The sequence below is a fragment of the Leptospira ognonensis genome, assembly GCF_004770745.1.
Lineage (GTDB): Bacteria > Spirochaetota > Leptospiria > Leptospirales > Leptospiraceae > Leptospira_A > Leptospira_A ognonensis.
On sequence record NZ_RQGD01000035.1, the window covers coordinates 256,509 to 279,858 of the forward strand.

At 40.0% G+C, this 23,350-nt stretch carries 23 protein-coding genes; 16 read left to right on the forward strand and 7 right to left on the reverse strand.

Annotation, left to right across the window (positions count from 1 at the left end; genetic code table 11):
- Nucleotides 1-62 precede the first annotated feature (62 nt).
- From EHQ58_RS14220 to lepA, 3 genes are read right to left on the reverse strand one after another with little or no spacing between them, the layout of a single operon-like run.
- A complete protein-coding gene (locus tag EHQ58_RS14220; protein ID WP_246047366.1) occupies nucleotides 63-1,064 on the reverse strand; it encodes a glycosyltransferase family A protein in 1,002 nt (333 codons plus the stop codon).
- Nucleotides 1,004-1,915, reverse strand: a complete 912-nt coding sequence (locus EHQ58_RS14225; protein WP_135624557.1) for a hypothetical protein — start codon at nucleotides 1,913-1,915, stop codon at nucleotides 1,004-1,006. The genes EHQ58_RS14220 and EHQ58_RS14225 overlap by 61 nt, the downstream gene beginning before the upstream one ends.
- Nucleotides 1,916-1,923: 8 nt before the next feature.
- A complete protein-coding gene (lepA, locus tag EHQ58_RS14230; RefSeq protein WP_135624558.1) occupies nucleotides 1,924-3,729 on the reverse strand; it encodes a translation elongation factor 4 in 1,806 nt (601 codons plus the stop codon).
- Nucleotides 3,730-3,856: 127 nt separating this feature from the next.
- On the opposite strand from lepA, the gene eno reads away from it, so the two are divergent.
- From eno to EHQ58_RS14270, 8 genes are read left to right on the forward strand one after another with little or no spacing between them, the layout of a single operon-like run.
- Nucleotides 3,857-5,161 (forward strand): phosphopyruvate hydratase, encoded by a 1,305-nt coding sequence (gene eno, locus EHQ58_RS14235; RefSeq protein WP_135624559.1) that lies wholly within the window; start codon nucleotides 3,857-3,859, stop codon nucleotides 5,159-5,161.
- 1 nt (nucleotide 5,162) lies between these two features.
- The gene (locus tag EHQ58_RS14240; RefSeq protein WP_135624560.1) at nucleotides 5,163-5,621 is read left to right on the forward strand and encodes an FtsB family cell division protein; all 459 of its coding nucleotides are present in this window, start codon (nucleotides 5,163-5,165) and stop codon (nucleotides 5,619-5,621) included.
- A gap of 1 nt (nucleotide 5,622) precedes the next feature.
- Nucleotides 5,623-6,231 (forward strand): ClpP family protease, encoded by a 609-nt coding sequence (locus EHQ58_RS14245; RefSeq protein WP_135624561.1) that lies wholly within the window; start codon nucleotides 5,623-5,625, stop codon nucleotides 6,229-6,231.
- Complete coding sequence (locus tag EHQ58_RS14250; protein WP_135624562.1) at nucleotides 6,188-7,234, forward strand: YheT family hydrolase; 1,047 nt, start codon at nucleotides 6,188-6,190, stop codon at nucleotides 7,232-7,234. The genes EHQ58_RS14245 and EHQ58_RS14250 overlap by 44 nt, the downstream gene beginning before the upstream one ends.
- Before the next feature lie 20 nt (nucleotides 7,235-7,254).
- Complete coding sequence (locus EHQ58_RS14255) at nucleotides 7,255-8,640, forward strand: TldD/PmbA family protein (RefSeq protein WP_135624563.1); 1,386 nt, start codon at nucleotides 7,255-7,257, stop codon at nucleotides 8,638-8,640.
- Nucleotides 8,640-10,019: a TldD/PmbA family protein gene (locus EHQ58_RS14260; RefSeq protein ID WP_135624564.1), complete on the forward strand. Its 1,380-nt coding sequence runs from the start codon at nucleotides 8,640-8,642 to the stop codon at nucleotides 10,017-10,019. Before EHQ58_RS14255 ends, EHQ58_RS14260 begins: the two co-directional genes overlap by 1 nt.
- Complete coding sequence (locus tag EHQ58_RS14265) at nucleotides 10,006-10,560, forward strand: DUF4416 family protein (protein WP_210412824.1); 555 nt, start codon at nucleotides 10,006-10,008, stop codon at nucleotides 10,558-10,560. The genes EHQ58_RS14260 and EHQ58_RS14265 overlap by 14 nt, the downstream gene beginning before the upstream one ends.
- Nucleotides 10,535-11,119, forward strand: a complete 585-nt coding sequence (locus tag EHQ58_RS14270; protein ID WP_135624566.1) for a hypothetical protein — start codon at nucleotides 10,535-10,537, stop codon at nucleotides 11,117-11,119. Before EHQ58_RS14265 ends, EHQ58_RS14270 begins: the two co-directional genes overlap by 26 nt.
- A gap of 5 nt (nucleotides 11,120-11,124) precedes the next feature.
- Here the strand turns inward: EHQ58_RS14270 and EHQ58_RS14275 are convergent, their stop codons facing one another.
- Together EHQ58_RS14275 and EHQ58_RS14280 are read right to left on the reverse strand one after the other, a co-directional pair.
- Nucleotides 11,125-11,877 carry a diacylglycerol/polyprenol kinase family protein gene (locus EHQ58_RS14275; RefSeq protein WP_135624567.1) on the reverse strand — a complete coding sequence of 251 codons (753 nt, stop codon included), beginning with the start codon at nucleotides 11,875-11,877 and terminating at the stop codon, nucleotides 11,125-11,127.
- A 5-nt stretch (nucleotides 11,878-11,882) separates the two neighbouring features.
- Nucleotides 11,883-12,239: an STAS domain-containing protein gene (locus EHQ58_RS14280; protein WP_135624568.1), complete on the reverse strand. Its 357-nt coding sequence runs from the start codon at nucleotides 12,237-12,239 to the stop codon at nucleotides 11,883-11,885.
- 74 nt (nucleotides 12,240-12,313) lie between these two features.
- Between EHQ58_RS14280 and EHQ58_RS14285 the strand changes: the two genes are divergently transcribed.
- From EHQ58_RS14285 to EHQ58_RS14310, 6 genes are all read left to right on the forward strand, one after another.
- Complete coding sequence (locus EHQ58_RS14285) at nucleotides 12,314-12,625, forward strand: hypothetical protein (protein ID WP_135624569.1); 312 nt, start codon at nucleotides 12,314-12,316, stop codon at nucleotides 12,623-12,625.
- Between the two features lie 30 nt (nucleotides 12,626-12,655).
- A complete protein-coding gene (locus EHQ58_RS14290; protein ID WP_135624570.1) occupies nucleotides 12,656-14,167 on the forward strand; it encodes an LIC12015 family putative lipoprotein in 1,512 nt (503 codons plus the stop codon).
- Nucleotides 14,168-14,255: 88 nt separating this feature from the next.
- Nucleotides 14,256-14,657, forward strand: coding sequence for a helix-turn-helix domain-containing protein (locus tag EHQ58_RS14295; protein ID WP_135624676.1), 402 nt, complete (start codon nucleotides 14,256-14,258; stop codon nucleotides 14,655-14,657).
- A 103-nt stretch (nucleotides 14,658-14,760) separates the two neighbouring features.
- The gene (locus tag EHQ58_RS14300) at nucleotides 14,761-16,347 is read left to right on the forward strand and encodes a sodium-dependent transporter (protein WP_135624571.1); all 1,587 of its coding nucleotides are present in this window, start codon (nucleotides 14,761-14,763) and stop codon (nucleotides 16,345-16,347) included.
- 119 nt (nucleotides 16,348-16,466) lie between these two features.
- Nucleotides 16,467-18,458 (forward strand): ATP-dependent DNA helicase, encoded by a 1,992-nt coding sequence (locus tag EHQ58_RS14305; protein WP_246047367.1) that lies wholly within the window; start codon nucleotides 16,467-16,469, stop codon nucleotides 18,456-18,458.
- Nucleotides 18,459-18,463: 5 nt separating this feature from the next.
- Nucleotides 18,464-19,330 carry a hypothetical protein gene (locus EHQ58_RS14310; RefSeq protein WP_135624572.1) on the forward strand — a complete coding sequence of 289 codons (867 nt, stop codon included), beginning with the start codon at nucleotides 18,464-18,466 and terminating at the stop codon, nucleotides 19,328-19,330.
- Here the strand turns inward: EHQ58_RS14310 and EHQ58_RS14315 are convergent.
- Together EHQ58_RS14315 and asnS are read right to left on the reverse strand one after the other, a co-directional pair.
- Complete coding sequence (locus EHQ58_RS14315) at nucleotides 19,293-20,096, reverse strand: tetratricopeptide repeat protein (protein ID WP_135624573.1); 804 nt, start codon at nucleotides 20,094-20,096, stop codon at nucleotides 19,293-19,295. The two genes, EHQ58_RS14310 and EHQ58_RS14315, sit on opposite strands and share 38 nt — an antisense overlap.
- Before the next feature lie 55 nt (nucleotides 20,097-20,151).
- Entirely contained in the window at nucleotides 20,152-21,456 is a 1,305-nt protein-coding gene (gene asnS / locus EHQ58_RS14320) for an asparagine--tRNA ligase (RefSeq protein ID WP_135624574.1), read from the reverse strand.
- Nucleotides 21,457-21,510: 54 nt separating this feature from the next.
- Between asnS and EHQ58_RS14325 the strand changes: the two genes are divergently transcribed.
- On the forward strand, nucleotides 21,511-22,374 hold the full coding sequence (locus tag EHQ58_RS14325) for a tetrahydrofolate dehydrogenase/cyclohydrolase catalytic domain-containing protein (protein WP_135624575.1): 864 nt from the start codon (nucleotides 21,511-21,513) through the stop codon (nucleotides 22,372-22,374).
- 1 nt (nucleotide 22,375) lies between these two features.
- Complete coding sequence (locus tag EHQ58_RS14330; RefSeq protein ID WP_135624576.1) at nucleotides 22,376-23,344, forward strand: acetylxylan esterase; 969 nt, start codon at nucleotides 22,376-22,378, stop codon at nucleotides 23,342-23,344.
- The last annotated feature ends 6 nt before the right edge of the window (nucleotides 23,345-23,350 follow it).

A 23,350-nucleotide genomic window follows, 5' to 3' on the forward strand; every position in this document is an offset into this window, starting at 1 on the left:
ACATTTTTATTTTTTAGAATTGAGTGCCACACCCGATTGGATGTTACTTCCCTCGGGTGTTTTTATTTGTAAGAATCAGTTAAAAGATTTTTAAGTGCGAACCCATCGATTGCCTTTTCAGACACAAACGAGTCCCGCAAAGTTTCTAGCATGGTTGTGTTTTCGCCTCTTTTGTTTCTGCCTGCCAAGAGAATCGAGAATCTGGAAAGGATCGCATCATTCCAAAGTCTTTGGTCTGCTTCTGAAACCAAATCCCAATTCCCAGAAATTTGAAATTCTTCTTTTGTGAGTAAAAGAGAATACAATCGAAATCTTTCCATTGCTGCAAATTGAAGGGAGAGCTGGTCTTTATGTCCTCCGTAGCGAATCAGTAAGTTTTCTTCCAAAAGACCAATCGATCCATTGGCTAAAAAGATGCGATTCCATACATCATAATCCTCACAAGAAAGTAGCTCCTCTCGGAAACCACCTAACTCGAGCCATGCCTCTTTTTTCGCCATAAAACTAGAATTTGTAACCATACATCGGTCTAGGGATTCTTGCAGATACCTACCGGATATTTTTTGGTTTTTCCCCTTGGGTTCCATCAAATTTCCCTTTTTATTCCATCTTTCCTTTGTTTGCGAAAAATTTAATTTCGGATTCGCCAAATGAAAGTGTATTTGCCTTTCCAGTTTTCTGGGATCCCATTCATCATCTGAATCTAAAAAACAGATCCAATCCCCTTTTGATTTTTCTACGCCAAAGTTTCTGGCTTTACTCACTCCCGCATGTTCGATCTGCCAAAGATTCACTTTGTTCTCTTGCATACCTTTCTTTTGTAGCTCATTTTTCCATTCCGAATCCCGAGAGCATAATTTCTCCCAGGACTCGGTGCTGGATCCATCGTCAATGAGAAGAAGTTCCCAGTTTCGGTATGTTTGAAACACAACAGATCGTAAAGCTCGGATTGTTAGTATTTCTCTGTTATATGTAGGAATGATGACCGAAATCAATGCATCCATTATTTTGTAAGAAGAAGGTCCAAGTGGTTCAATTGCCCACCCTGGTGCAAATACACCCATGGTTTCGGGAGATTTTCAGGTAATGCTTTGGAATTTAAAAAGTATTGCCAAGTTTTGATTCCATAGATGGGTTCAATGAAGATTCCCATTTCATTGTATATCTTTCTGACCAGAGTGGCCTCTTCTTGGTTTACCCTACCAAATTTTTTCGAAGACAGGGGTTCTAAAATGAAATGCTTTGGGTATTTCGCATCCGATAGTCCTATCTTTTTTTGGAGGTGCGGCATTTGCCCTAAAAATGATTCTCTACTTTCTCCGACAGCCGTGGCACAGACAGTAACTTCTGTTCCAGAAAAATAAGAAAGTGCGGATAAGAAGGTAAGCCCGGAACCGATTTCCAAAAACAATGTTTTTTTCTTTGGAATCCTAACTTCTAATTCAGACCAAAGTTGGTTTAGACCAAGAAGTGCACTTTCATCGAAGCCAAACTCTGGAAGGATATTCCAGTTTGCATGACTTTTCTCCCTCTTAAAATTTTCCAGTGCAACTAACAACTCAGTTCTGGACGAAAAATAATGTATGAAACCGGTATTGTTTTCGATCAAAATACGATTTGCTGAATGGAATTGGAGATTTCTAGCGTAGGCAAAAATTTTTGTATCAAATCCAAACTTAGGAAGCAGGAAACTGTAAGCTGCGAGAAAATTACCATGCAGTGAACCCCAGAGAAGTATAGGATTTGTTAGTTTTTGGATAAAAAGCAATCCCTGTAATTTGCGTATTTTTGTCCCGAGTCCGAAACAAAGCAAATCATCTCTAATCACAACGATTTCGTTTGTATCCGATGTTAGCTGTATGTTCGTCAGGCGAAGGGGAAGAGTTTTTACGGCTTCCCGAACATCCCCATACATGGATAGTCTTAGTCTCCTGTTTTCAGAATCGAAAGGAATGCCTCTTGAGGGATGTCCACATTCCCTATTTGTTTCATACGTTTTTTACCTTCTTTCTGTTTTTCGAGTAGTTTTTTCTTTCTGGAAATATCTCCACCATAACACTTGGCGGTTACATTTTTTCTAAGAGCCGAAATACTTTCACGAGCCACTACTTTGGCACCAATGGCCGCCTGGATCGGGATCATAAATTGATGTCTTGGAATTAGATCTTTTAGTTTTTCAATGATTGCACGACCACGTTCTTCTGCTTTGGACTTATGAACAATTGAGGAAAGAGCATCAACTGGCTCATTATTAACTAAGATATCCATGCGGACGAGCTTAGAATCTCGATAGCCTACTTCTTCATAATCTAAAGACGCATAACCTTTGGTATGTGATTTGAGTTTATCGTAAAACTGAAATATGAGTTCTGCGAGAGGTAATTCATACGTCAATTGTACCTTGTCTTTCGAGAGATACACTGTATCCATATGCACACCACGCTTTTCAATGACGAGTGACATGATATTTCCGACAAAGGAGTCAGGAGAGATGATTGTTGCCTTGACCATAGGCTCTTCCGACTTTTCAATTGTTATGGTTTCTGGCCATTTGGACGGATTGTCGATTTCATAAACTTCACCCTTTGTATTTGTGATGCGAAATTTTACGGAAGGTGCGGTAGTAATCAGTGCTAAATTAAATTCTCGTTCTAGTCTTTCTTGGACAATTTCCATATGTAAAAGACCCAAGTACCCGACTCGGAAGCCAAATCCTAGTGCCACAGAATTTTCTCTTTCAAAAGTTAAAGCCGAATCATTAAGCTTCAGTTTTTCAATGGCATCAACAAGAGCATCAAAATCTTCCCCATTGATCGGGAAAAGACCAGCAAATACCATGGGTTTGGCATCTTTAAATCCAACGACGGGAGAATCTGTTTGGTGGTTGGCAAGGGTGATGGTGTCTCCGGTTTTTGCATCACCCATTTTTTTCATCCCTGCGACTACATAGCCTACGTCACCTGGTTGTAATTCCTCAATCGGAACCATGGTCAATCGATTGACTCCTACTTCCGTCACTACAAATTGCCTTCCGACGTTCATCATATGAATGGTTTCGCCTTTTTTGAGCTTGCCGTCGTATAAGCGGACTTTGGCGACCACTCCCATATAGGTATCAAAAAAGGAATCATAAATAAGTGCTTTTAATGGCTTTTCAATATCTCCCACTGGAGACGGGATGAGTTTACAAATGGATTCTAAAACATCTTTTACATTCAGGCCCGTTTTTGCGGAGATCGGGATCGCTTCATCTGGGTCGAGTCCAAGTGTTTCTTCGATCATTAATTTGCACTTATCGATATCTGCAGAAGGAAGATCTATTTTATTGATAACAGGGATGATGCGAAGGTCTAGCTCCATCGCGAGGTAAAGATTTGCTAAGGTCTGAGCCTCAACACCTTGGCTTGCATCTACGATGAGCAAGACTCCCTCACATGCCGCCAAGGAACGAGAGACCTCGTATGTGAAATCGACATGGCCTGGGGTATCAATGAGGTTGAGATGATAAATATTTCCGTCAGAACAAAGGTAATCGAAGGACGCATTGTTCGCTTTGATGGTGATCCCCCGCTCCCTTTCGATATCCATGGAATCTAGGATTTGGTCTTTTTTTGTCCTTTGATCGGTCACGAGCCCAATCTCGAGCAAGCGGTCCGCCAAAGTTGATTTCCCATGGTCTACGTGTGCGATGATGGAAAAATTTCGAGTGTATTCTTGGCGCTGGTTCACTGGGAATCCCTTCTTTTTAAGTCATTTTCTCTTAAGGGTGCTCGTTGTCGAAAAAGTTTATTGTCAGACGACTAAAAATCCCCTAAACTGTATCTAGATTGAACAAGAGGAGAATCGCAAGACACATATGTCCCAAAATGCCAATATCAAAACAGTAAAAGCCAGAGAAATTATGGACTCGAGAGGGAACCCAACGGTTGAGGTAGACGTTACCTTAGAAGATGGATCGTTTGGACGTGCAGCCGTTCCATCTGGTGCTTCTACTGGAGAACACGAAGCAGTTGAACTTCGTGATGGGGATAAGAAACGATATCTCGGAAAGGGTGTGTTAAAAGCTGTAGACAATGTAAATGCGAAGATCGCAAAAACGCTCATTGGTCAAAACGCGCTAGACCAGATTGGTATTGACCAGTCCATGATCGCTTTAGATGGTACTCCGAATAAATCAAAGTTAGGTGCAAATGCGATTCTTGGTGTTTCCTTAGCAACAGCAAAAGCAAGTGCCAATCATGTGGGTCTACCTTTGTATCGTTATATTGGTGGTTCTTTTGCCCGCGAGCTTCCCGTGCCCATGATGAACATCATCAATGGTGGGTCTCACGCAGACAATAATATTGATTTTCAAGAATTTATGATTCTGCCCATTTCTGCGCCTAATTTTCGTGAGGCCTTACGTATGGGAGCGGAAGTATTCCATCATTTAAAATCAGTCCTCCATTCGAAAGGACTCAACACAGCCGTCGGCGATGAAGGTGGTTTTGCCCCAAATCTCACGAGCAATAGTGAGGCCATTGAAGTCATTTTGCAAGCCATCGAAAAAGCAGGATATAAGCCTGATATCGATATTAAGATTGGTCTCGATGCCGCATCATCCGAGTTTTATGATGAGAAAAAGAAAAAATACATTTTAAAGGCTGAGAAAAAACCTGAAAAAACAGCGGAAGAACTGATAGAATACTACTCAAATTTAGTAGCAAAGTATCCGATCATTACTATAGAAGATGGTTTGGATGAAAATGATTGGACGGGTTGGAAAAAGCTGTCTGAAAAACTTGGATCTAAGATTCAACTTGTGGGAGATGATTTGTTCGTTACCAACATAACAAAACTTTCGCAAGGGATCAAAAAAGGCATCGGAAATTCTATACTAATCAAGGTAAACCAGATCGGATCTCTTACAGAAACTTTAAGTGCGATAGAAATGGCAAAAAAGGCAAAATACACTTCTGTCATCTCGCATAGATCGGGAGAAACCGAAGATGCTACGATTTCGCACATTGCTGTTGCGACCAATGCAGGACAGATCAAAACGGGTTCCTTGAGTAGAACTGACAGGATTGCAAAATACAATGAACTGCTTCGGATTGAAGAGGAATTGGGTAAAACAGCTGTTTTTTCTGGAAAACATACATTTTACCAATTAGAAAAATAAAATGAACCCTCTGAAAGCTTCCCTACTCATCGCTTATGTCTGCGCCATCTTTTACTCGGTGGTGCTTTCTACTTCTGGTCTTGCAGAACGAAGGCTACTGGAAAAGGAATTTAAACAAGTGTCTGATGAAGTGGAAAGGCTTTCCGTGGAAAATCAAGTTTTGGAGGAGAGGGAAAAACGCCTCCAAAATGATGCGTATGCGTTAGAGAAGGAAGCCAGAAAATACTATCTACTCTCTGAAAATGCTCATGTTCTCAAGTTTGTAGAAACAAAATCACAAACTGTGGATTCAAATCATATCCCCAAGGCTGCTGACTTGAGACTCAATCTTTCCGTAAAAGAGCCGCCGTTATTTCTACTTCGTTTCTTTTATTTCACTTTTAGCGTTTTCTTATGTCTGGGAGTTTATTTCAAACTGAAAAGCTTGCCTCCTCAGTCTAAACCTAAAAGACTGAATTAATATGCCAGAAACAGAAGCACCAGAAAAAGAAATTTCAGAAACACTTCAGGATCTCATTAGCGATAAAAACATTGGGAAAAAATTCTTAGAAAAACGTAAAATTTTTCTTTGGGGACCTGTGACCGATGAATCATCCAAGGAATTGGTGAACAAACTCCTCTACTTGGAATTGATGGATCCGGGCAAACCGATTACATTTTATATCAATAGCCCAGGCGGTGTCGTAACCTCCGGTCTCGTTGTCTATGATACCATGAAAATGATTTCCTCCCCTGTTTACACAGTTTGTATGGGGATGGCTGCATCTATGGGCTCGATACTTCTCATCGGCGGGGAAAAAGGACATAGGTATATTTGGCCGAATGGTCGTGTCATGATCCACCAACCCTCTATCGGAGGACAGATACAAGCTCCAGCGACAGATCTACTCATACATGCAAATGACATTGTGAAAACCAAAGAGAAGCTAAATCGTATGTTAGCCGAGGCTTGTGGCAAAACTTACGATCAGTTAGTAGAAGATACGGATCGCGATTATTATATGGATGCAGACGAGGCATTGGCATATGGTATCGTGGACAAGCTCACCGACAAAATCGACGTTGGCTAACACACCGTTCATCCCTCGAAAATTTCTCGAGGGAAAACACTTACAAACCGTTTATAATGTCCTCTTTCCTCCAGACAATACACTGGAGGAAGATTTTTATTGTGAGGGAATCTTACTTCCTACAAAGGACGCTACTGGTGACCATTTATGGCTAGAGCATAATCCTCCGATCTCACAAATCAAAAAAAACTCCATTCCTTGGAATGGTTATTATCTCGTTCTCATTCATGGCATGGAAGGTAGTTCCGAATCGCATTATATGGTGAGTGTGGGCCGAGAAGCACTTTTGCGCGGCTATGGAGTGATTCGAGTCAATTTAAGAAACTGTGGGAAAGGCTTAAATCTGGCCCGTACTCCCTACAATGCTGGGCAATCTGAAGATTTAGAACAAGTCTTGGATTACATTCGTAAAAAATTAACTCTGAATATATTTGTCAGCGGGTTTTCACTCTCAGCCAATTTGGTATTAAAATATTTCGGAGAGAAAAGACGGAACAAGGCGTCTGCATTTACTGCCACCTCACCGCCCTTAGACTTAAAACGTAGCTGCGACTTTATAGATTCAAAGGCAGGACTATTTTATAGAACGCACTTTCTGAATACAATGAAAGAGAAAGTACAATCCGGAATTTATCAAATTTCTGAATCTATGATAGAGCGAGTTATGCGGGCGAGAACTTTTTTTGATTTTGATGAATTTTTTACAGCGCCACTTTCTGGCTATAAAAATGTATTAGAATATTATCATACCTGCTCGAGCATCTATTATCTTTCAAATATAAAAATTCCAGGTCTTATCATTCATGCTAATGATGATCCTGTCGTCCCTTCTCATGTCTGGCGTGAGATCAATTGGAATGCCTTTCCTGCGATTGAGACCGTACTAACGGAACAAGGTGGACATGTTGGATTTATCTCTGACCCGAGTCCCGATAATCCAGAAGGACGATGGTTACCGAAGATCATCATGGATTTTTTTGACAAAAAATTGAAAGTATACTAATTCAAAAGGAAATATCAGTTATGCGAGATCTACTCAAAGAATGTTTACAAGAAGAAAGCGGTCTCGTCGAACTTCGCTATCACCATAAAGAGAATCGATCTTTTTTTGCTGAAAAAGGTCGCATAGAATCGACGGCACTTCGCAAGCGAAGTGGTGTTGGCGTGAGGGTGCTTCATAAGGGTACTTGGGGCTTTGCTTCTACAAGTGAGATCACCAAAGACTCTATACAAAATGCGATAAAAATTGCAATGCAAGCGGCAGATATCTCCTCTTCTCTACGTTCAGAAAAAATTCCTAATTTACCGAAGGCGAATTTTGCCATTGGAAATTTTATCGGTGAGGGAATTTCTGATTTTAAAAATAAATCTGTAGAAGAAAAGCTAGAACTCGTATTATCCATTCAAGAAAAGGCTCTCAAATCCTCCCCACTCCTTCAGTCTGTAGGTTGCGGCTATTCCGAAATTTATGAAGAAAAAGCAATCGTAACGACAGATGGTGCAGATAGTTTTTTTAGCATGGTACGTCCCGAATTTAGAGTCAATGCTGTCGCAAACCAGAATGGTAAATTAGAGTCTGGAAATGAATCCATTGGCGTTACAGGCGGATGGGATTGTTTATTCAGAGATAAGAATCCTAGTCAAATTTCAGAAGAAGCCTGCAAGACTGCCATCGACCTTTTAACTTCCACTTTGCCTGACGGCGGCCTATCCACTGTCATACTATCGCCTTCCATTGTAGGACTTCTTGTACATGAGGCGATTGGGCATACCGTTGAAGCCGATTTTGTTTTGGCAGGGAGTGTGGCGAGTGGCAAGATAGGAACACGAGTTGGTTCCGATTTAGTTTCGTTATGCGACTCGGGAGCATCTGAATATTATGCCGGAGCCGGTGGAACCATTCCAGTGGATGATGAAGGTGTAATTCCTGAGAAGACTATGATCATAGAAAATGGAATTTTGAAATCCTACCTTCATAACCGAGAAACTGCGGAAAGATTTCAGACAAAACCAACGGGCTCGGCAAGAGCTTGGGAATATTCTGATGTCCCGTTAATCCGCATGAGAAATACATATTTGCTTCCAGGAGATTCCAGTCTGGAAGAGATGATCGCAAACACGAAAGACGGATATTTTTTAGATGGTCCCAAAAATGGACAAGCTGATGCTACAGGTGAATTTATGTTCGCAGTTCAAAAAGCATATCGCATCCAAAATGGAAAGATCACTTCGTTATTGAAAGGCGTAACCGTTTCAGGCTTAGCCTTCGATGTTTTACAATCGGTAGACATGGTATCAAAAGAGTTCAAATGGGATTTAGGATCTGGTCACTGTGGAAAAGGTCAACCGGCAAAAGTAGACGCGGGTGGCCCCTATGTTCGAGCAAAAGTATTGCTTGGTGGAAATTAATGAATAAGTCCTCCCTCGAAGATAAAATCAATTCGCAAAGAGACTTGTTAGATGGTTATCTCAAAAAAGCCAAACAAGCTGGCATAGACCAAGTTGAAATTTTCTCAAGTTATGGCTACTCTGAGGATGTGACTCTTGAAAAGAGTGATCTTAATAATTGTACGGCGACAGAAGAAAATATGTTCGGGATAAGGGTGATAGAAAACGGATCACAGGGTTTTATCACAACCAATCACCTTCCTACTCTCTGGGATTCAATTTTAGAAGCTAGAAGTCTTGCTCGTAGTCAGACAACTCCTGATGTAGATATGGTGTTACCTGAACCCAGGCCTCTTGAAAACCGTCCAAGTCAGTATGATGCGAGTATTGATGCTCTGGGCCTTACTGATCTCGTTCGGATTGCTAAACAAGCGTTAGACTGGAAACGAGAGAAATTTCCTCTTGTTAGCATTGATTCCGGAGAAATGTCGATCTCAAAAGGCTTTAAGTTGATCATGAGCTCGACTGGCGTGTATGGTGCCGAATTAGGTGCAGGTATCTCCGCCTCAGTTATGGGAATGGCGATCAATGGAGATGACATCGGAAGCTTTGATTATGATTCTGCAAGTGGAAATGATTTAACTACTTTTTCAAAAAGATGGTCAACCGCATTTCAACAATTTGGTGATAAATGCATGGGAGCTCTTGGAGCCAGAACGATTTCTAGTTTTAAGGGAAAAATTCTACTCCCTCCTGATGCTGTTTATTCCTTTTTTTTGGGCTCCTTTATAGGGTCTCTGAATGGCACGAGCATTCGGAAAGGAAAAAGTAAAATGCAAGGAAAGTTAGGAGTGAAGGTAGCGGACTCAAAACTAACAATCTGGGAAGATCCGACATTGGATCAGTTTTCGGGTACGACAGCCTTTGATAGAGAAGGACAGCCTACTAAAAAACAATCCGTACTTAAGGATGGCATCCTTGAGACTTATTTTTACAACACGTATGAGGCAAAAAAAGCGGGACTTGTCGCATCCAATGGATTTGCTACAGGAGGTGCCCAAAGCCAACCGGGATGCGGGCCAAGGCAATTGCAAATTGCTCCTGGTACAAGCGCAAAGGATGATTTTTTTCGAATGGATGAAAAGGTTTTATATATCAATCGGATATCTGGAACAAGTGATGGTCCTTCAGGAGACTTTTCAGGTGTGATTAAGGGTGGCTTCCTAATTGAAAATGGAGAAAAGATTCCCATCAAAGAGGCCCAGGTCGTCGGCAATGTATACGATGCCTTGCATCAAATTGAGGCGATCTCAAAAGAGGGTGAACTCCTTGGTGAATCTTATTTTGTACCTTATATGCTCCTAGATGGTTTTTCAATCACTGGAAATGCCAATGGCTAATGAATCGGCTCATAGTGAAAGTTTAGAGCGTCCGATTGGTGCCTCTTTTTTTCTCATTAGCTCGTTTCAGAATGATGATGCTTATTTTGAATTAAAGTCTATTACTGAAAAAAAATTTTCTAAAACTCTATATGAATCTAATGTATTACCGAAATGGGAACTTGATGTAGTCGAGAGATTAACAAGCATTCCTGGGCGTCAAACACGTATTTTGTCTTTCCTTAGACGTGTTCATCGAGAAGAATTGGTTCAAATCAAAAAAGATTGTGTAGAAATCCAAAACCAACTAAGAAAAGTAGACCCACTCTTTCGCCTCATACCTGGCTATCTTACCTCGCATAATGTGGTGATTGCACAATCCAAGGATGATTTTCATAGAATTTATCTTTTTGCGGGTGTATATGGAGAAATTGTCTATGTCTTCCATGGTGGAAAATTTTCTGTCTTAGAAACGGCTCCATCCTTTTTTAAAAACAAAGAGTCCTTATATTTTTTTAGTAATCTTCGGGAGTCTTATGAATACAATAAGTTCAAGGACTGAGGGTTACCAGTTGAAATTTTCCCTTCCCATTTTACTTTTACTATTCTTTTCGCAATGTGCACCAAATAGTTCTTCTGAACTGACTGTCGTAAATATTCAGTTATGTGACAATTACGATAAAGAGGTAAATTGTATCGAACCAGTCCCGGAACAGGGGATTGTGAAACTAAAGCCCACCGTAAGCGCAAGGGAAAAATCGAGTTGGTATCATTTTTCTAATTTTCTCTATTTTACTGCTCGGGAAACGCCAGGCTTCGTAATTACATTTTCACGACCTTTTACCCCAGAGGAAAGGGCAGTATTTAATTCTGAATATGTAGCATACATAACTTTAGATGGAATCAGAGAAAGGATGGAAGGCTATGAAATGGGAGAAGATAAAATTGCCTCCTTCCATTATCTTGGTGCGATCTTAAAAGAAGTAAAAAGGCATAACAAAGAGCAGGACCAAAAACCCAATCTGGAAAAGTTTGGAAATCTATTGCTTCAGTTCGAAATCATTTTACCCAACAAAGATACAAAATCCCTGCAAAGAGAGATCAAACTTGAATGGGAGTAATAATTTTAAAATTTTAAATACAATTCTGCAGGATTAAAAATGACCCGATCAATGGGAACTCCTGTGATCAGTGCAATTCCTACTGAAAGTGTTAGGGCACCTACAATAGGAATCAGCAGGTTATCATCGATCAGGCCTTTGGCCGTGGTGCCTGAAAAGAATTCCGTAAGGCAAGAAGAAACGACACCAAACGCAACAATGATGATTGGATAAAATTGGAAGGAACTGTTTTTTATTAAACTAAATAGACTGTCTGGATGAGAGATCGTAATCAAATACAAAACAATGATACCGACGAGGAAAGCAGCTAGAGAAAATCCAATGATACCCTCTCTCGATTTACCATTATAAAAGCGATTTTTACCATATTTGGAACCTATGTAAGCCGCGGTTGGATCTCCAACGACCAGAAAGAGAATCGAGAGAACAGCAATTTCTGGTGAAAAGAAAAGAACAACAATGAAATTGGCAAGAAAGTAAGGGACGGTTCCATTGAATCGTTTCCTTTCCGATTCTTTCATAAGAAAACCGAAATAACGAAAAAAGAAATTTTCAAAAGGAGTAAAATTGAGTCTGAAAGCTTCCACAACAAGCAATAGGAGCAAAAAGAACCCCAGGTAAGAGACAATGATGGCCCGGGTTGCATGGAGAAGGCCAAGATATCCAGAAAATAAATCAAAATACAGGCTGATGGGAATGATGAGACCTAAGATATGCCATACCTTTCTTAAAAAATTAAACCCATACTGATTTTCCATAAGGATTACCGGACTCCCCTTGAGGCCATCTTAAAAGCCCCCTCTTCATTTGTCGCAATTGGAAACAGATTTTTGATCCCCGCCATCTGGAAAGCTTGCCGCACGGAGACAGGGAGATTGATCAAAATAATTTTATGTTTTTGTAAGAATGCCTCTTCGCTTAAAGTGCGAAATGCTTGGATCCCTTGTGTCGTTACCATGGTTAACTCTTCCAGATCGAGGATGACGGAACCATGTTTTAACGAGGATACAATCGAGTTTATGCACCTTTGGGCAGTGAAATTATTCAGATTTCCTTGCAATTTGGTCACATAGACTGTATCTATTTTTTCAGTGGCTACGACGAGGTCGTCTAAACTCATAATTTTTTGTCGTTTTCATTTTTCATTCTTGCGCTCAATGGCAAGTAAATAAAAACTTTTGGAAGGAGATAGATTTGAAAGCTAAAGTTGCTCATCTCTTCAAGAAACTGGAAGAAATCGAGAGAGATTCTGCCGAACTAAAAAAAATGGCAGATCGTATTGCTGAGGATAGAGAATACTCCCCGATCCTGCGGGAAAGTTTCATTTCAGAAATGGCTAAATTAGAAGACCAAAAATCTGATATCCTACGTGTTTCTGTATCCCATGTTTCCCCTCAAAAATCTGAAGCTAAAGATATGAGTGTCACGCAAATCATGGATCCCTCTGTGAGTGAACCTCCCGCTCTGGAAAAGAAAAAAACAGATAAACAAATTCGCAAATATTGAATCCCTCACATTAAAAATTAAGGAAAAAAAATGAATCGTAAGAAATTAGCATACGTTAGTATCGCTTTAACCATTGGATTTTTTTCATCGAACAATTGTTCTGGTGACTCAGAAATTCTTGCTACCTTTGACGGTGGAACTGTTTCTCGTGGAGAGCTCAATTTTGTCATTGAAGCATCCAAGCGAGGCAATGGCGAACCACAGACGATAGCACCAGATGTTCAGGTAAAAATCATAGAAGGCGTTGCTCTTGAAAAAATACTTTTAAAAGATAGTATCCAATCAAAAAAAGTTGATCCGAATGATTTGGTGAAAATTGAAAATCTAGTTTCCGATTTTTTAAAGTTAAATATTTACCTTCGAGAATATATGAAGAAGGCGATGAAACAGAAACCACTCGAATTTGTAGATTTACAAATTGCCATTATTCGAGGCGAGGACGGTGCATCTAACGAAAAGAAGGCTGATGAGTTACTCGCAAAGTTATCAAATGCCTCTAGGTCTGAAATCAATACTTTAATCTCAGAAAATACTGACGACGTTGGTCGAAAACCGATTGCAGGCAAGCTTGAACCTTTTTGTGTGAACTGCAGTTCTAATCCGTTAGAAGACATCATAGAAGAAGCAAAAAAAGACAAGGCTGGAAAATTCGTAAAATTCAGTAAAGATCCGCGTATGATATACATAGTGCGCATTACAAATACGGAAAAAGTAAATCCTTCAAGGGTTGCAAAATATTATACTGAAGTATTTAATAAATTCGGCTCCGAAGCAAAAGAATACGGAATCACACATACAGACGAGCAAAGTAAAAATGCGATTGCCTATTATGCGGAAGGCAGTAGTGAAGAAAAGGGAAAACAATTCGCCGGTCAAATGTTGAAACAGTTCGAACAAGGTCTGTACCAAAATGAACTAAACCGTTTGAAAGAAGAAAGTGGGATCGTTGTTAATCCAATGAAGCCTGTCTACGGTCCAGAACAAGTGAATCCGAAGGAATACACCGCTGACTTAGTTCTATTCACGAACAAAGATAAGTCAACTTACACTTGGAAAGATTTGGAAGTAGATTTTACACTGGTTCCTGCAACTTTAAAACAGGAATACAAGGATGAAAAAGCAAAGATATTCGATATGATCAATCTTTTTCAATCAACTATCTTACAAGGCAAGATTGCTAAAAATCTCACTGTCGTACAAAAATTAGAATCAAATACAGCGTTTAGAATGCAGTTAGATAAAATGCGGGTTTCTCTTGCTTTGAAAGCGCTTCAGGATGAAATTAAAGCAGTCCCTGTTAATGTAACAGAGCAACAAATGAAGGACACTTACGAAGCGGGTAAACTTTATGCCTACTCTTCCGAAGATCCTAAAAATCCTAATAATCGAATTCCGCAATCTTATGGTCAAGTGCGAGAGCGAATTAAAACAGAATTGGAAGGAACTCAGAGAAATACATTCATAGAGCAAAAAATTTCTGGATTAAAATCTTCTTATAATCTAAAAATTGATCCTAGTCGACTAAAGGAAGTTACGCTTTAACATAAAGCGTAACCAAGTTTTTTTGTTGAATCTAGACCTATTTTCGATATCTTGACTTATAGAGGCGCAAATGAATAATCATATATACATGCTTAGAAAGAAAAGAGGCGTAAAGCAGTACGACATGGCAAGGGCACTTAGCGTATCTCCAAGCTACTTATCGAAAATTGAAACAGGTGCTCAAGACCCGACAGAGAAGTTTAAAGTTGCTTGTGCTAAATATCTAAAGACTTCTGTGGACCGTTTGTTCAATGAGAGTGCAGTCGAAGAAATTTACCCTGAGTTTTCAACGGGTCTGAAGAATAAGCTCTGGGCCGTGAGAAGAGAATTGGGAATCAAACAATATGACTTTGCAAAGAAATTGAAAGTTTCGACTCCCTTCCTTTCTAAAGTGGAGCTAGGACTTCTCGAACCTCCAGAACAATTTAAAACTTTAGCTTCCAAAGCCTTAAAAATGAGTAAAAAAGAACTATTTCTTAGTTCAAAATAATTTCATTTCAAACGAGCAAGGCAAATACACTGCCTTGCTTTTTCCTTCTTAACCCTTAAAAATACTTTGTCACATACTCTCCCTCTCTTCAGATAGTCATGGAATGAAAACATCACATGATGGATGGGCAACGCGCATTGGTTTGATACTCGCTGTCGCGAGTGGAGCCATAGGACTTGGAAATTTTTTACGTTTCCCTGGGCAAGCGGCTCAAAACGGTGGCGGTGCCTTTATGGTACCTTACATCATTAGCTTCGTACTTCTAGGCATTCCTGTCTGTTTAGCTGAATGGACAATGGGCAGAATGGGTGGTCACCATGGTCATAGCCTTCCATTCATCTTCAAAGAATATCTAAAAGGGTATTCACTCAAAATTACCGGAACCATAGGCGTCATGGTGCCTGTCATGATCTATGTTTATTATATTTTCATTGAATCCTGGTGCCTTGCTTATGTTTATTATTTTGCCACAGGCGCGCTTGGAAAACCGACACTTGGTGCGGGAAATATCCCGGATCAAAGGGAAGTCATTTCCACATCCTCGTCCTTTTTTTTGAATTTAACGGGTGCTAATGAAAATGGTGCTTCTTTTCAAAGTCCTATTATTATTTTTTTTCTTATGTGTTTTCTCTTTAATTTTCTACTCGTCTACCGTGGTTTATCTCGCGGACTTGAAGCATTTGCAAAATTAGCCATGCCTCTCATGGGAATCTGTTCAACGATCGTATTGATACGCGTTCTTACAATTCCCGGAATCGAATCGGGACTTGCCATCATGTGGAATCCCGATTGGTCGGCTTTAAAAGAGCCAAAGGTATGGATCAGCGCTGCCGGCCAAATTTTTTTCTCACTTTCAACCGGATTCGGAATAGCACTGGTATTTTCTAGTTTTTTAAAAAGAAAGGATGATGTAGTATTATCTAGTTTATCATCTGCGTCGCTCAATGAATTCGCAGAAGTTGTGTTTGGTGGGCTGATTACAATACCGGTCGCTTTTCTATTTCTTGGAGCGACAGTTACATCCTTTGGAACTTTTGGAATGGGATTTATCGCATTGCCTGCAGTATTTAGCATGATGCCAGGCGGAAATATTTTCGGAGCTCTTTGGTATTTTGTCCTCTTTTTGGCTGCCATCACCTCCTCCATTACGATGCTTCAACCAGGAATTTTATTTTTAGAAGAAGGATTTAAACTAGGGAAGCGAAAATCATCGCTTTTCTTATTTCTGTTTACATTTACGCTTTGTCTACCTATCGTATACTTTAACAGAGATTTTGCTGCACTTGATATAGCAGATTTTTATATCGGAACTATCATGATATATGTTCTAGCAACGATTCAAATTTTTGTATTTTATTTCAAAATTGGTATTAAAAAAGGTGCAGAACATGCGACAGAAGGATCTATCATCCCTTTTCCTTATATCATTCAATTTATTTTAAAATATATCACCCCTTGGTTTTTACTTATCGTGTTCATTTCTTTTTGTTACATGAATTTACCAGAATATTTAGACAAGATGAACGCTGAGAAGATGGGTCAGCTGGCATTGAACGCAGGCAAAGACGTGTATGCAGCTCAAGTAAAAGCAGATATCTCGAAGTATGTAGGCTTCGGTCTTGTAATCGTATTTCTATTTATTTATTATTTAGTTCATGTGGCCATCGATCGCTCAAATAAGGAAAAGTAATATGGAGCAAACTCTACATTTAAATTGGCAAGGCATCGCGATCATGTCCACTTCTCTCTTACTCGTCATTTCCTTAAGTATCTACTGTATTTACCATCTCGTTAAAAATAGAGAATAATTTGGACACCCGCACAATATTTGAAAAGAATCTTTCTGCACTTTGGCAGGATTATGAACCCAGAAATGAGCAGATTGTCATGGGTGAGTCCATTGAGCGATCATTACAACAAGGCATTCATCTGGCAATTGAAGCTGGCACAGGTGTCGGTAAATCGTTAGCATATCTAATACCGGCAGCTTTATTTGCGCTTGAAAATGAGACGACGGTTGTCATTTCGACAGAAACAAAATCACTCCAAGATCAAATCTTAGAAAAGGACATCAATATTGTTCGGGAAGTGATCAGGAAGGATCTAAGTGCTCACGTTGCGCTTGGAGCGAATAATTACCTCTGTAAACGAAAGTATTCGAAAGTCATGGATCGAGGTGAGTTCGGTCCTGAGATGGAAGCTGAGATTGATTCCTTCGTCAAATGGGAGCGTGCTACTGAATCAGGAATTCGTTCCGAATACAAAGGCTTTCTTTCCAATTCTTTTTGGAACCAAGTCGGAAGAGACGCAGACAATTGTTTGGCGAGGAATTGTCCTAATTTTAATTCGTCCTACTATTTTCTGGAAAAAGAAAAATGGAAGAAAGCAAATATTCTCATTGTAAACCATCATCTTCTAGCTAGTCATTTGGCAGGCGATTTTAGAATATTACCGCCTTTTCAACATTTGGTGATAGATGAAGCACATGCATTTCCTGAGATCGTTGGCAAGGCCTTTGGTTCCGAGGTAAAGTATGAAGTCATTCTCAACCAATTGCATTATCTATTCCATCCAGAAAAGAGATCTGGTTTGGCTTTAAAACTTCCCGAAGTCAAACGCGGAAAACTAATTGAAGCCATTGACAAGTCTCTTATATATCTCGGTGATTTCTTTCGCTTGTTATTCTCGGAAATTCCATTAAATTTTCAATTTTCATTCCGCCACGTTCCCCGGATCAAAGTGGATGATGGAAAATTAGAGGACGCACTTTATGATCTCTCAGAAATTTGCCTAAGTTTTTTGGAGACTTTCAAAAAAGATAGTGAAGACCAAGATGAAAAAGAGATTGCTATTGGCCTTGAGATGGTGGGAACAAATATGAAGAAGGCATCTGCGTTTCTAGAAGAGTTCCGAACAAAGACAAATAAAAATTTAGTCTTTTGGATTGAGGCGCCAAATCAAAATGCTAGAGATAAATTTTACCAACTGTATTCGCAGCCAAAGAATACAGAAGAGATACTTTCAAAAACGTTATTTCCGAATTTAGAATCCGTCATCATGACTTCTGCCACCTTATCCCCTTCTCCAGGAAATTTTCAATATTTCTTAAAAGAAATCGGGACAAAGGAGATTGAAACGAAAACCCTGAATTCACCTTTTTCTTACTCTACACATTCACTGCTTTTTGTTCCGAAAAATGTAGCTGATCCAACATCGGCACCTGCCCAAAATAAAAAAGATATCTGCGATTGGATTGAACGGCTGGTCAAACTTTCCCAGGGTGATGCTTTCGTTTTATTTACTTCAAACAAATTGCTCCAAGAAGTTCATGAGGAATTGAGTCGGCGCATAGACTTTCCGATTTTTTCTCAGTTTCAGTTAGGTGCTATACAGGCAAAACGGGAGTTTCTTGAAACACCCGAGAGTGTCTTGTTTGGTGTCGCCAGTTTTTGGCAAGGGGTGGATATCAAGGGTGACAAACTCAGAAATGTCATCATCACAAAACTGCCTTTCCAAGTGCCAACGGAGCCAGTACTGCAGGCGAAAATGGAAGATATGGAAAAGGAGGGAAAGAGTCCATTTTGGGAAATGCAAGTTCCAAAAACCTGTCTACAATTACGTCAGGGATTTGGTAGGCTCATACGTTCTGGTACAGATACAGGAATGGTCAGCATTTTAGATCCGCGCATACATACAAAATCTTACGGTAAAAATGTGATTCAAAGTCTACCGAAGGGTGTGCCGGTCGTTACGGAATTTTCGGAATTGGAAAGAAAATTTAAAAATTTACCGAAAGGATAAATAGCATGAAAGTTCTTTTTAAATCCACTCCGTTGCTCATCTTTTTACCCTTTTTTGGCATTTCGGCTGGTCCGGCTCAGGATATTGATTTTTATAAGACGATTTCCAATTGGTATGATCTCACACTTACTGCCCAGGTGAATGAACCTCTTCCGAAGATCATATTTAACGAGGATGATCCAGATTTTGGAAAACCAAATACGGCTACAAATAAAAGTAGATCGGATCTATTGGCTCGTAAAAAAGCAAAAGAAAAACTTCGCGTTCGTCTCAGCCAAAGTTTAGAGAGTTTGTTTTATGACTCTAATTATACAGTGTTTGAATACTCTCAAATGAATAAGATGGTTAGATCTCGCATCAATGCTTTTATTTCCGAAGAAAAAGAGATATTTGATTTTCAACCTGGTAAGAATCAATTGATCTCAAAAGCCTCCATCAACCTTATCGGCAAACAGGGATTTTTAGCTTATTTACCAGTGGAATATGCCTCTGAACAAATTCCCACCTTTACAGAGGAAGTCTTGCCTGTCGAATTCTCGGGCCTCGTCGTAGATGCACGTCATCTTAAAGTTAAAAAAGCCCTCTTTCCAAAAATCCAATCGGATCGAGGTCTTGATGTTTATTCTCCTTTTTATGTTAAGGAAGGTTATGCGATTGAGACAGGGTATGTGGCGTATAGAGATGATGAAGATCCAAAAAATTGGGAAAAACGCGCAGGTAAAAATCCTTTTTTCATCGTAGCGCTCGGAGTGTCAGGTAAAAACCAGACAGATTTAATTCTTCCTGCAGATGAGGTGGCAAAATTTCTCAGCCACCCCGAAACAAGGAAAAATCTTATGCGTTGCAGAGTGTTGGTTTTAGTTTCGAAGTAATCGATAGAAACGTTTTTTCTGCTTTCTCATACTCACCATGAAATAGATAGGCAAATCCCATATCTTCTAATTCTTTCATGCTTAAGTTTCCAGAGTTGGATTCCATACTGCCAATATTAGAAAATAATGTTTTATAAGATTCTCTTTTTTCCTCAAATGAAGGTAAGTTCATTTTACCAGGAATGTTTTCAAATATTAGGTTTGCTTCTTTGTGGCGATCCAAAAATAAAAGTGACATACCGACGATTTTATGGATATCAGAATCATTTAATTGTTTGATATTCTCACGAAAAAATTTAATTACTTCTTCATACTTTCTTAGATTGTAAGTAGCGATGATTTCTTCTTTGGCGAAGGATTGATCGTTGGATTTGGATTTAAATATCGAGATGATCTTGAGAGCATCTGAAAAATTTTCAGACCGAAAATAGATTTTAAGAGCTAGATTGATGATGCTATAACAGATAGCATGGTTGGCAGATTGAAAATATAAACTCAAATGGCTCGCGGCTTCTATATAACGTCCGTTATTAAAGTTTACAATTGCCTCCACAATGGGTGAGAGAGAGGAAATCCCTTTTGGGCTGATACCTGCGATGTTGCCCTTCAATTCATAAGAGGCAAGAAAAGCTAAATGTTGGATATAATGATTTTCAGGCTGAGATTTTGCTAGAAGAAGAACTTCCTCATTTGCTCCGACTTCAAAGAGATCCCAAGCTTCTTTCTCCAAAGAAGGATGTATGCCTTTTGTTGCTTGCTGTGCCATAGTTTACCTCTCATAAAAATGATCGGTTGCTACGCTCGTTTTCCCTTGAGAATTTTTATGGATGGAGTCTGTAGATCATCCGAGGAAAAGGTATGCATTCTCTGACGTGTTCGAGCCCGCAGATCCAGGCAAGCACCCTCTCTTGCCCCATTCCAAAACCAGAATGGGGCACCGAACCATACTTCCTCAGGTCCAAATACCAATGATAAGAAGAAACAGGAAGCTGTTCAGCCTCTAGTCGCTCGACAATATTTTCGTAGTTCTCTTCTCGTTCAGAACCACCGATGATTTCTCCCACGCCGTCAGGAGCGAGAAGATCTGCACATAAAACCGTCCTTGGATCCTCGGGATTTTGTTTCATATAAAACGCTTTGATGGACCTTGGATAATTTTTTACAAAAACGGCGGTTCCATAATGCGCGGTAAGGAGATTCTCCCGTTCGGCGTTGATATCCTCTCCCCATTCAATGCTCTCACCCTTAGATTGCAAGAACGCTATTGCTTCAGTATAGTTGATGTGAGGAAATGGATCTTTGGTTTGAGAAAGGATTTTTTGAGGGTCTCTTTCCAACAATTTTAGTTCGGAAGGGCATCTAGCAACCACGGTTTGTATCACGGACCTAACAAATTGGTCTTGGAGTTTGAGGTTGTCCTCATTGGAAAAAAAAGCGGTCTCGGCTTCAACCATCCAAAACTCAGTAAGGTGCCTACGCGTTTTACTCTTTTCTGCCCGAAACGTTGGTCCGAAACAATACACTTTCGAATGAGAAAAGGCTGCGGTTTCCAAATACAGTTGGCCAGTTTGTGCAAGGTAGGCATTTCCCAAGTCAAAGTATTCTGTGGAAAACAGGGTGCCCGCTGACTCACCAACAGAACCTGTTAGAATCGGAGTGTCGATGAGGGTATAATTTTCCTTGTGGAAGAATTCGCGAATGGCAAAAGAAAGCTCTGAGCGGATCTTGAGAATGGCAAGTTGCCTTTTTGACCTGAGCCAAAGGTGTCTGTGGTTGTGGAGAAAATCCGTGCCATGTTCTTTTGGGGTAATCGGATAGTCTTTTGATTCTCCAATAAGAGAAAATTTTACCAATTGCAATTCCAAACCTTCGGGTGCCTTTGCATTTTCCGCCAGATAGCCTTCCACAGAAAGGGAAGTCTCCTGCGAAAGTGACTTTAGGAGCTTAAAAGTATCCTCGCCCAATTTTTCTTTTTCGATGACCACCTGCAGGATTTTTCCTTCTGTTCTCAATTGGAGAAATTGGACATGGTTGTTGCCGCGAATGGCATGAACCCATCCCTTCCAGGTGACAAGCGAAGGGGACGGTGAAGAATTTTGATCGAAGGGAGTGCTACTCTGAGACATAGATGGTTTTTCTGTTTGCCAGGTCGATTTTCTTTGAAATTTTGAACTTACTAGATGAAATCTCCTATCCTTCTTAACGGTAAAGCGATTTCTGAGCAGATTCGAAATCGTATCTCTCAGGAATTAAAAAAAATGGATCCGACGGGATCTTCCCCTCCCACTCTTGCCACCATCCTTGTGGGAAATAATCCAGCCTCAGAAACATATGTGAATATGAAAGTCAAAGCTTGCGCGAGTGTAGGCATGCTTTCAAAGTATGTTCGCCTGCCCGAGGAAACCACCACAGAGCAGTTGCTAAATGAAATTCATTTATTAAATCAGGATCCAAAAGTACATGGGATCTTATTACAGCATCCAGTCCCTCACCAAATTGATGAAAGGTTATGTTTTGACTCCATCTTGCCTGAGAAAGATGTTGATGGAGTCACGACTACTTCCTTTGGTCGCCTGGCAATGGGAAAGGAGGCATTTTTTCCATGCACTCCTTACGGAATGATCCTTCTTTTGCAGGAATTCGGAATTTCGATCGCAGGAAAACATGCAGTTGTCGTCGGTAGGTCCCCCATTCTGGGAAAACCGATGGCAATTATGCTAACTAATCTCGACGCTACCGTTACGCTTTGCCATTCCAAAACGCAAAATCTACCTGAATTGATTGCCCAAGCCGACATCGTGGTCGGTGCGGTGGGAAAACCTGAGTTTATCAAAGCGAGTTGGATCAAGGAAGGCGCCGTTCTATTGGATGCAGGGTATAACGCGGGCAATGTGGGAGATATCGAAATATCAATTGCGAAAGAGAAAGCTTCTTATTTTACTCCCGTTCCTGGTGGCGTTGGACCTATGACAATCGCAGTATTACTTTTACAGACACTGTACTCTTACCAGTCAAAATTTTCTCCGGTTCTAACGAGTCATTAATATGTCAGAAGCGATCAGTTTTGACGAATGTTTTCAGACTTTTCCTAAGCTGGACCCACCTCTTGACCTAGATGCATTCTGGAAAGAGGGTTTCCAAGCTCTTAAAAAAATCCCTATCAAAGAAACCTATAAAACTGTCTTAAAAGGTTCCTTCATCTGGGAGTCGTTAAATGATGTTTCTTTCCAAGGAATCGGGAATTACACAATCCATGGGAAATTGGCGATTCCAAGGAAACGAGGCGATCGTCCTGTTGTCGTTTTTTTTCACGACTATCTTGAACCAGAAGAAGAAATTCAAAAAGGTTACTCGGACATAGGTGTAGCGCAGTTGCATATCAATTTACGTGGACATGGTCCCGAAATGATCCAGGCGCCAGTTGATCCAAATACCGGTAAAAGATTGGCCAATTGGTCGCCCAATTATTTTGCAGAAGGCTTGGACAACAAAGAAGATTTTTATATGCGAAAACTCTATCTTGATGTCATTCGTACGATCGAATTTTTACGAGTGAGTGATGGAATCGATGGAGACAATATCATCTTGCACGGTAAATCTTTAGGTTCGGCCCTGGCAGTATTTGGTGCAGCATATTCAGATAGAATTAAAGGACTCATACTTGAAACACCTGCTTTCTGTTATATCGACAAAGATCAACTATCATTAAAAGCAAACCATTGGGTCCGCGAAATGAGCCCTACTCTCGAAAAAAGAGCAACTAAAAAGATAGATTATAAGAAAGCTCTCGCCTATTTTGATTCGATACAGTTTGCTAAAAAAATCAAGATTCCTGCCCTTTTCACATGCGGTATGGAAGACAATCTTTCCCATCCAAAATCCATTTTTGCGTTATTCAATCATATGAACTGCGACAAAAGAATGCAGATCTATCCAAATGAAGGGAATGGCGCAGGAAAGGAAAAACAGCCAGCGGTAAACCTTGAATTTGTAAAAGAAATTTTTCAAATATAATTTTCA

Excerpts from the sequence above, each read along its gene's own strand:
- EHQ58_RS14270 (WP_135624566.1), top strand. The coding sequence starts at position 10,535 with ATGAATACAATAAGTTCAAGGACTGAGGGTTACCAGTTGAAATTTTCC.
- EHQ58_RS14280 (WP_135624568.1), bottom strand. The coding sequence starts at position 12,239 with ATGAGTTTAGACGACCTCGTCGTAGCCACTGAAAAAATAGATACAGTC.
- EHQ58_RS14260 (WP_135624564.1), top strand. The coding sequence starts at position 8,640 with ATGAATAAGTCCTCCCTCGAAGATAAAATCAATTCGCAAAGAGACTTG.
- EHQ58_RS14275 (WP_135624567.1), bottom strand. The coding sequence starts at position 11,877 with ATGGAAAATCAGTATGGGTTTAATTTTTTAAGAAAGGTATGGCATATC.
- EHQ58_RS14315 (WP_135624573.1), bottom strand. The coding sequence starts at position 20,096 with ATGGCACAGCAAGCAACAAAAGGCATACATCCTTCTTTGGAGAAAGAA.
- EHQ58_RS14225 (WP_135624557.1), bottom strand. The coding sequence starts at position 1,915 with ATGTATGGGGATGTTCGGGAAGCCGTAAAAACTCTTCCCCTTCGCCTG.
- EHQ58_RS14255 (WP_135624563.1), top strand. The coding sequence starts at position 7,255 with ATGCGAGATCTACTCAAAGAATGTTTACAAGAAGAAAGCGGTCTCGTC.
- EHQ58_RS14265 (WP_210412824.1), top strand. The coding sequence starts at position 10,006 with ATGCCAATGGCTAATGAATCGGCTCATAGTGAAAGTTTAGAGCGTCCG.
- EHQ58_RS14325 (WP_135624575.1), top strand. The coding sequence starts at position 21,511 with ATGAAATCTCCTATCCTTCTTAACGGTAAAGCGATTTCTGAGCAGATT.
- asnS (WP_135624574.1), bottom strand. The coding sequence starts at position 21,456 with ATGTCTCAGAGTAGCACTCCCTTCGATCAAAATTCTTCACCGTCCCCT.
- EHQ58_RS14245 (WP_135624561.1), top strand. The coding sequence starts at position 5,623 with ATGCCAGAAACAGAAGCACCAGAAAAAGAAATTTCAGAAACACTTCAG.
- EHQ58_RS14330 (WP_135624576.1), top strand. The coding sequence starts at position 22,376 with ATGTCAGAAGCGATCAGTTTTGACGAATGTTTTCAGACTTTTCCTAAG.
- EHQ58_RS14220 (WP_246047366.1), bottom strand. The coding sequence starts at position 1,064 with ATGGGTGTATTTGCACCAGGGTGGGCAATTGAACCACTTGGACCTTCT.
- EHQ58_RS14250 (WP_135624562.1), top strand. The coding sequence starts at position 6,188 with ATGGTATCGTGGACAAGCTCACCGACAAAATCGACGTTGGCTAACACA.
- EHQ58_RS14310 (WP_135624572.1), top strand. The coding sequence starts at position 18,464 with ATGAAAGTTCTTTTTAAATCCACTCCGTTGCTCATCTTTTTACCCTTT.
- eno (WP_135624559.1), top strand. The coding sequence starts at position 3,857 with ATGTCCCAAAATGCCAATATCAAAACAGTAAAAGCCAGAGAAATTATG.
- EHQ58_RS14290 (WP_135624570.1), top strand. The coding sequence starts at position 12,656 with ATGAATCGTAAGAAATTAGCATACGTTAGTATCGCTTTAACCATTGGA.
- EHQ58_RS14295 (WP_135624676.1), top strand. The coding sequence starts at position 14,256 with ATGCTTAGAAAGAAAAGAGGCGTAAAGCAGTACGACATGGCAAGGGCA.
- EHQ58_RS14300 (WP_135624571.1), top strand. The coding sequence starts at position 14,761 with ATGAAAACATCACATGATGGATGGGCAACGCGCATTGGTTTGATACTC.
- EHQ58_RS14240 (WP_135624560.1), top strand. The coding sequence starts at position 5,163 with ATGAACCCTCTGAAAGCTTCCCTACTCATCGCTTATGTCTGCGCCATC.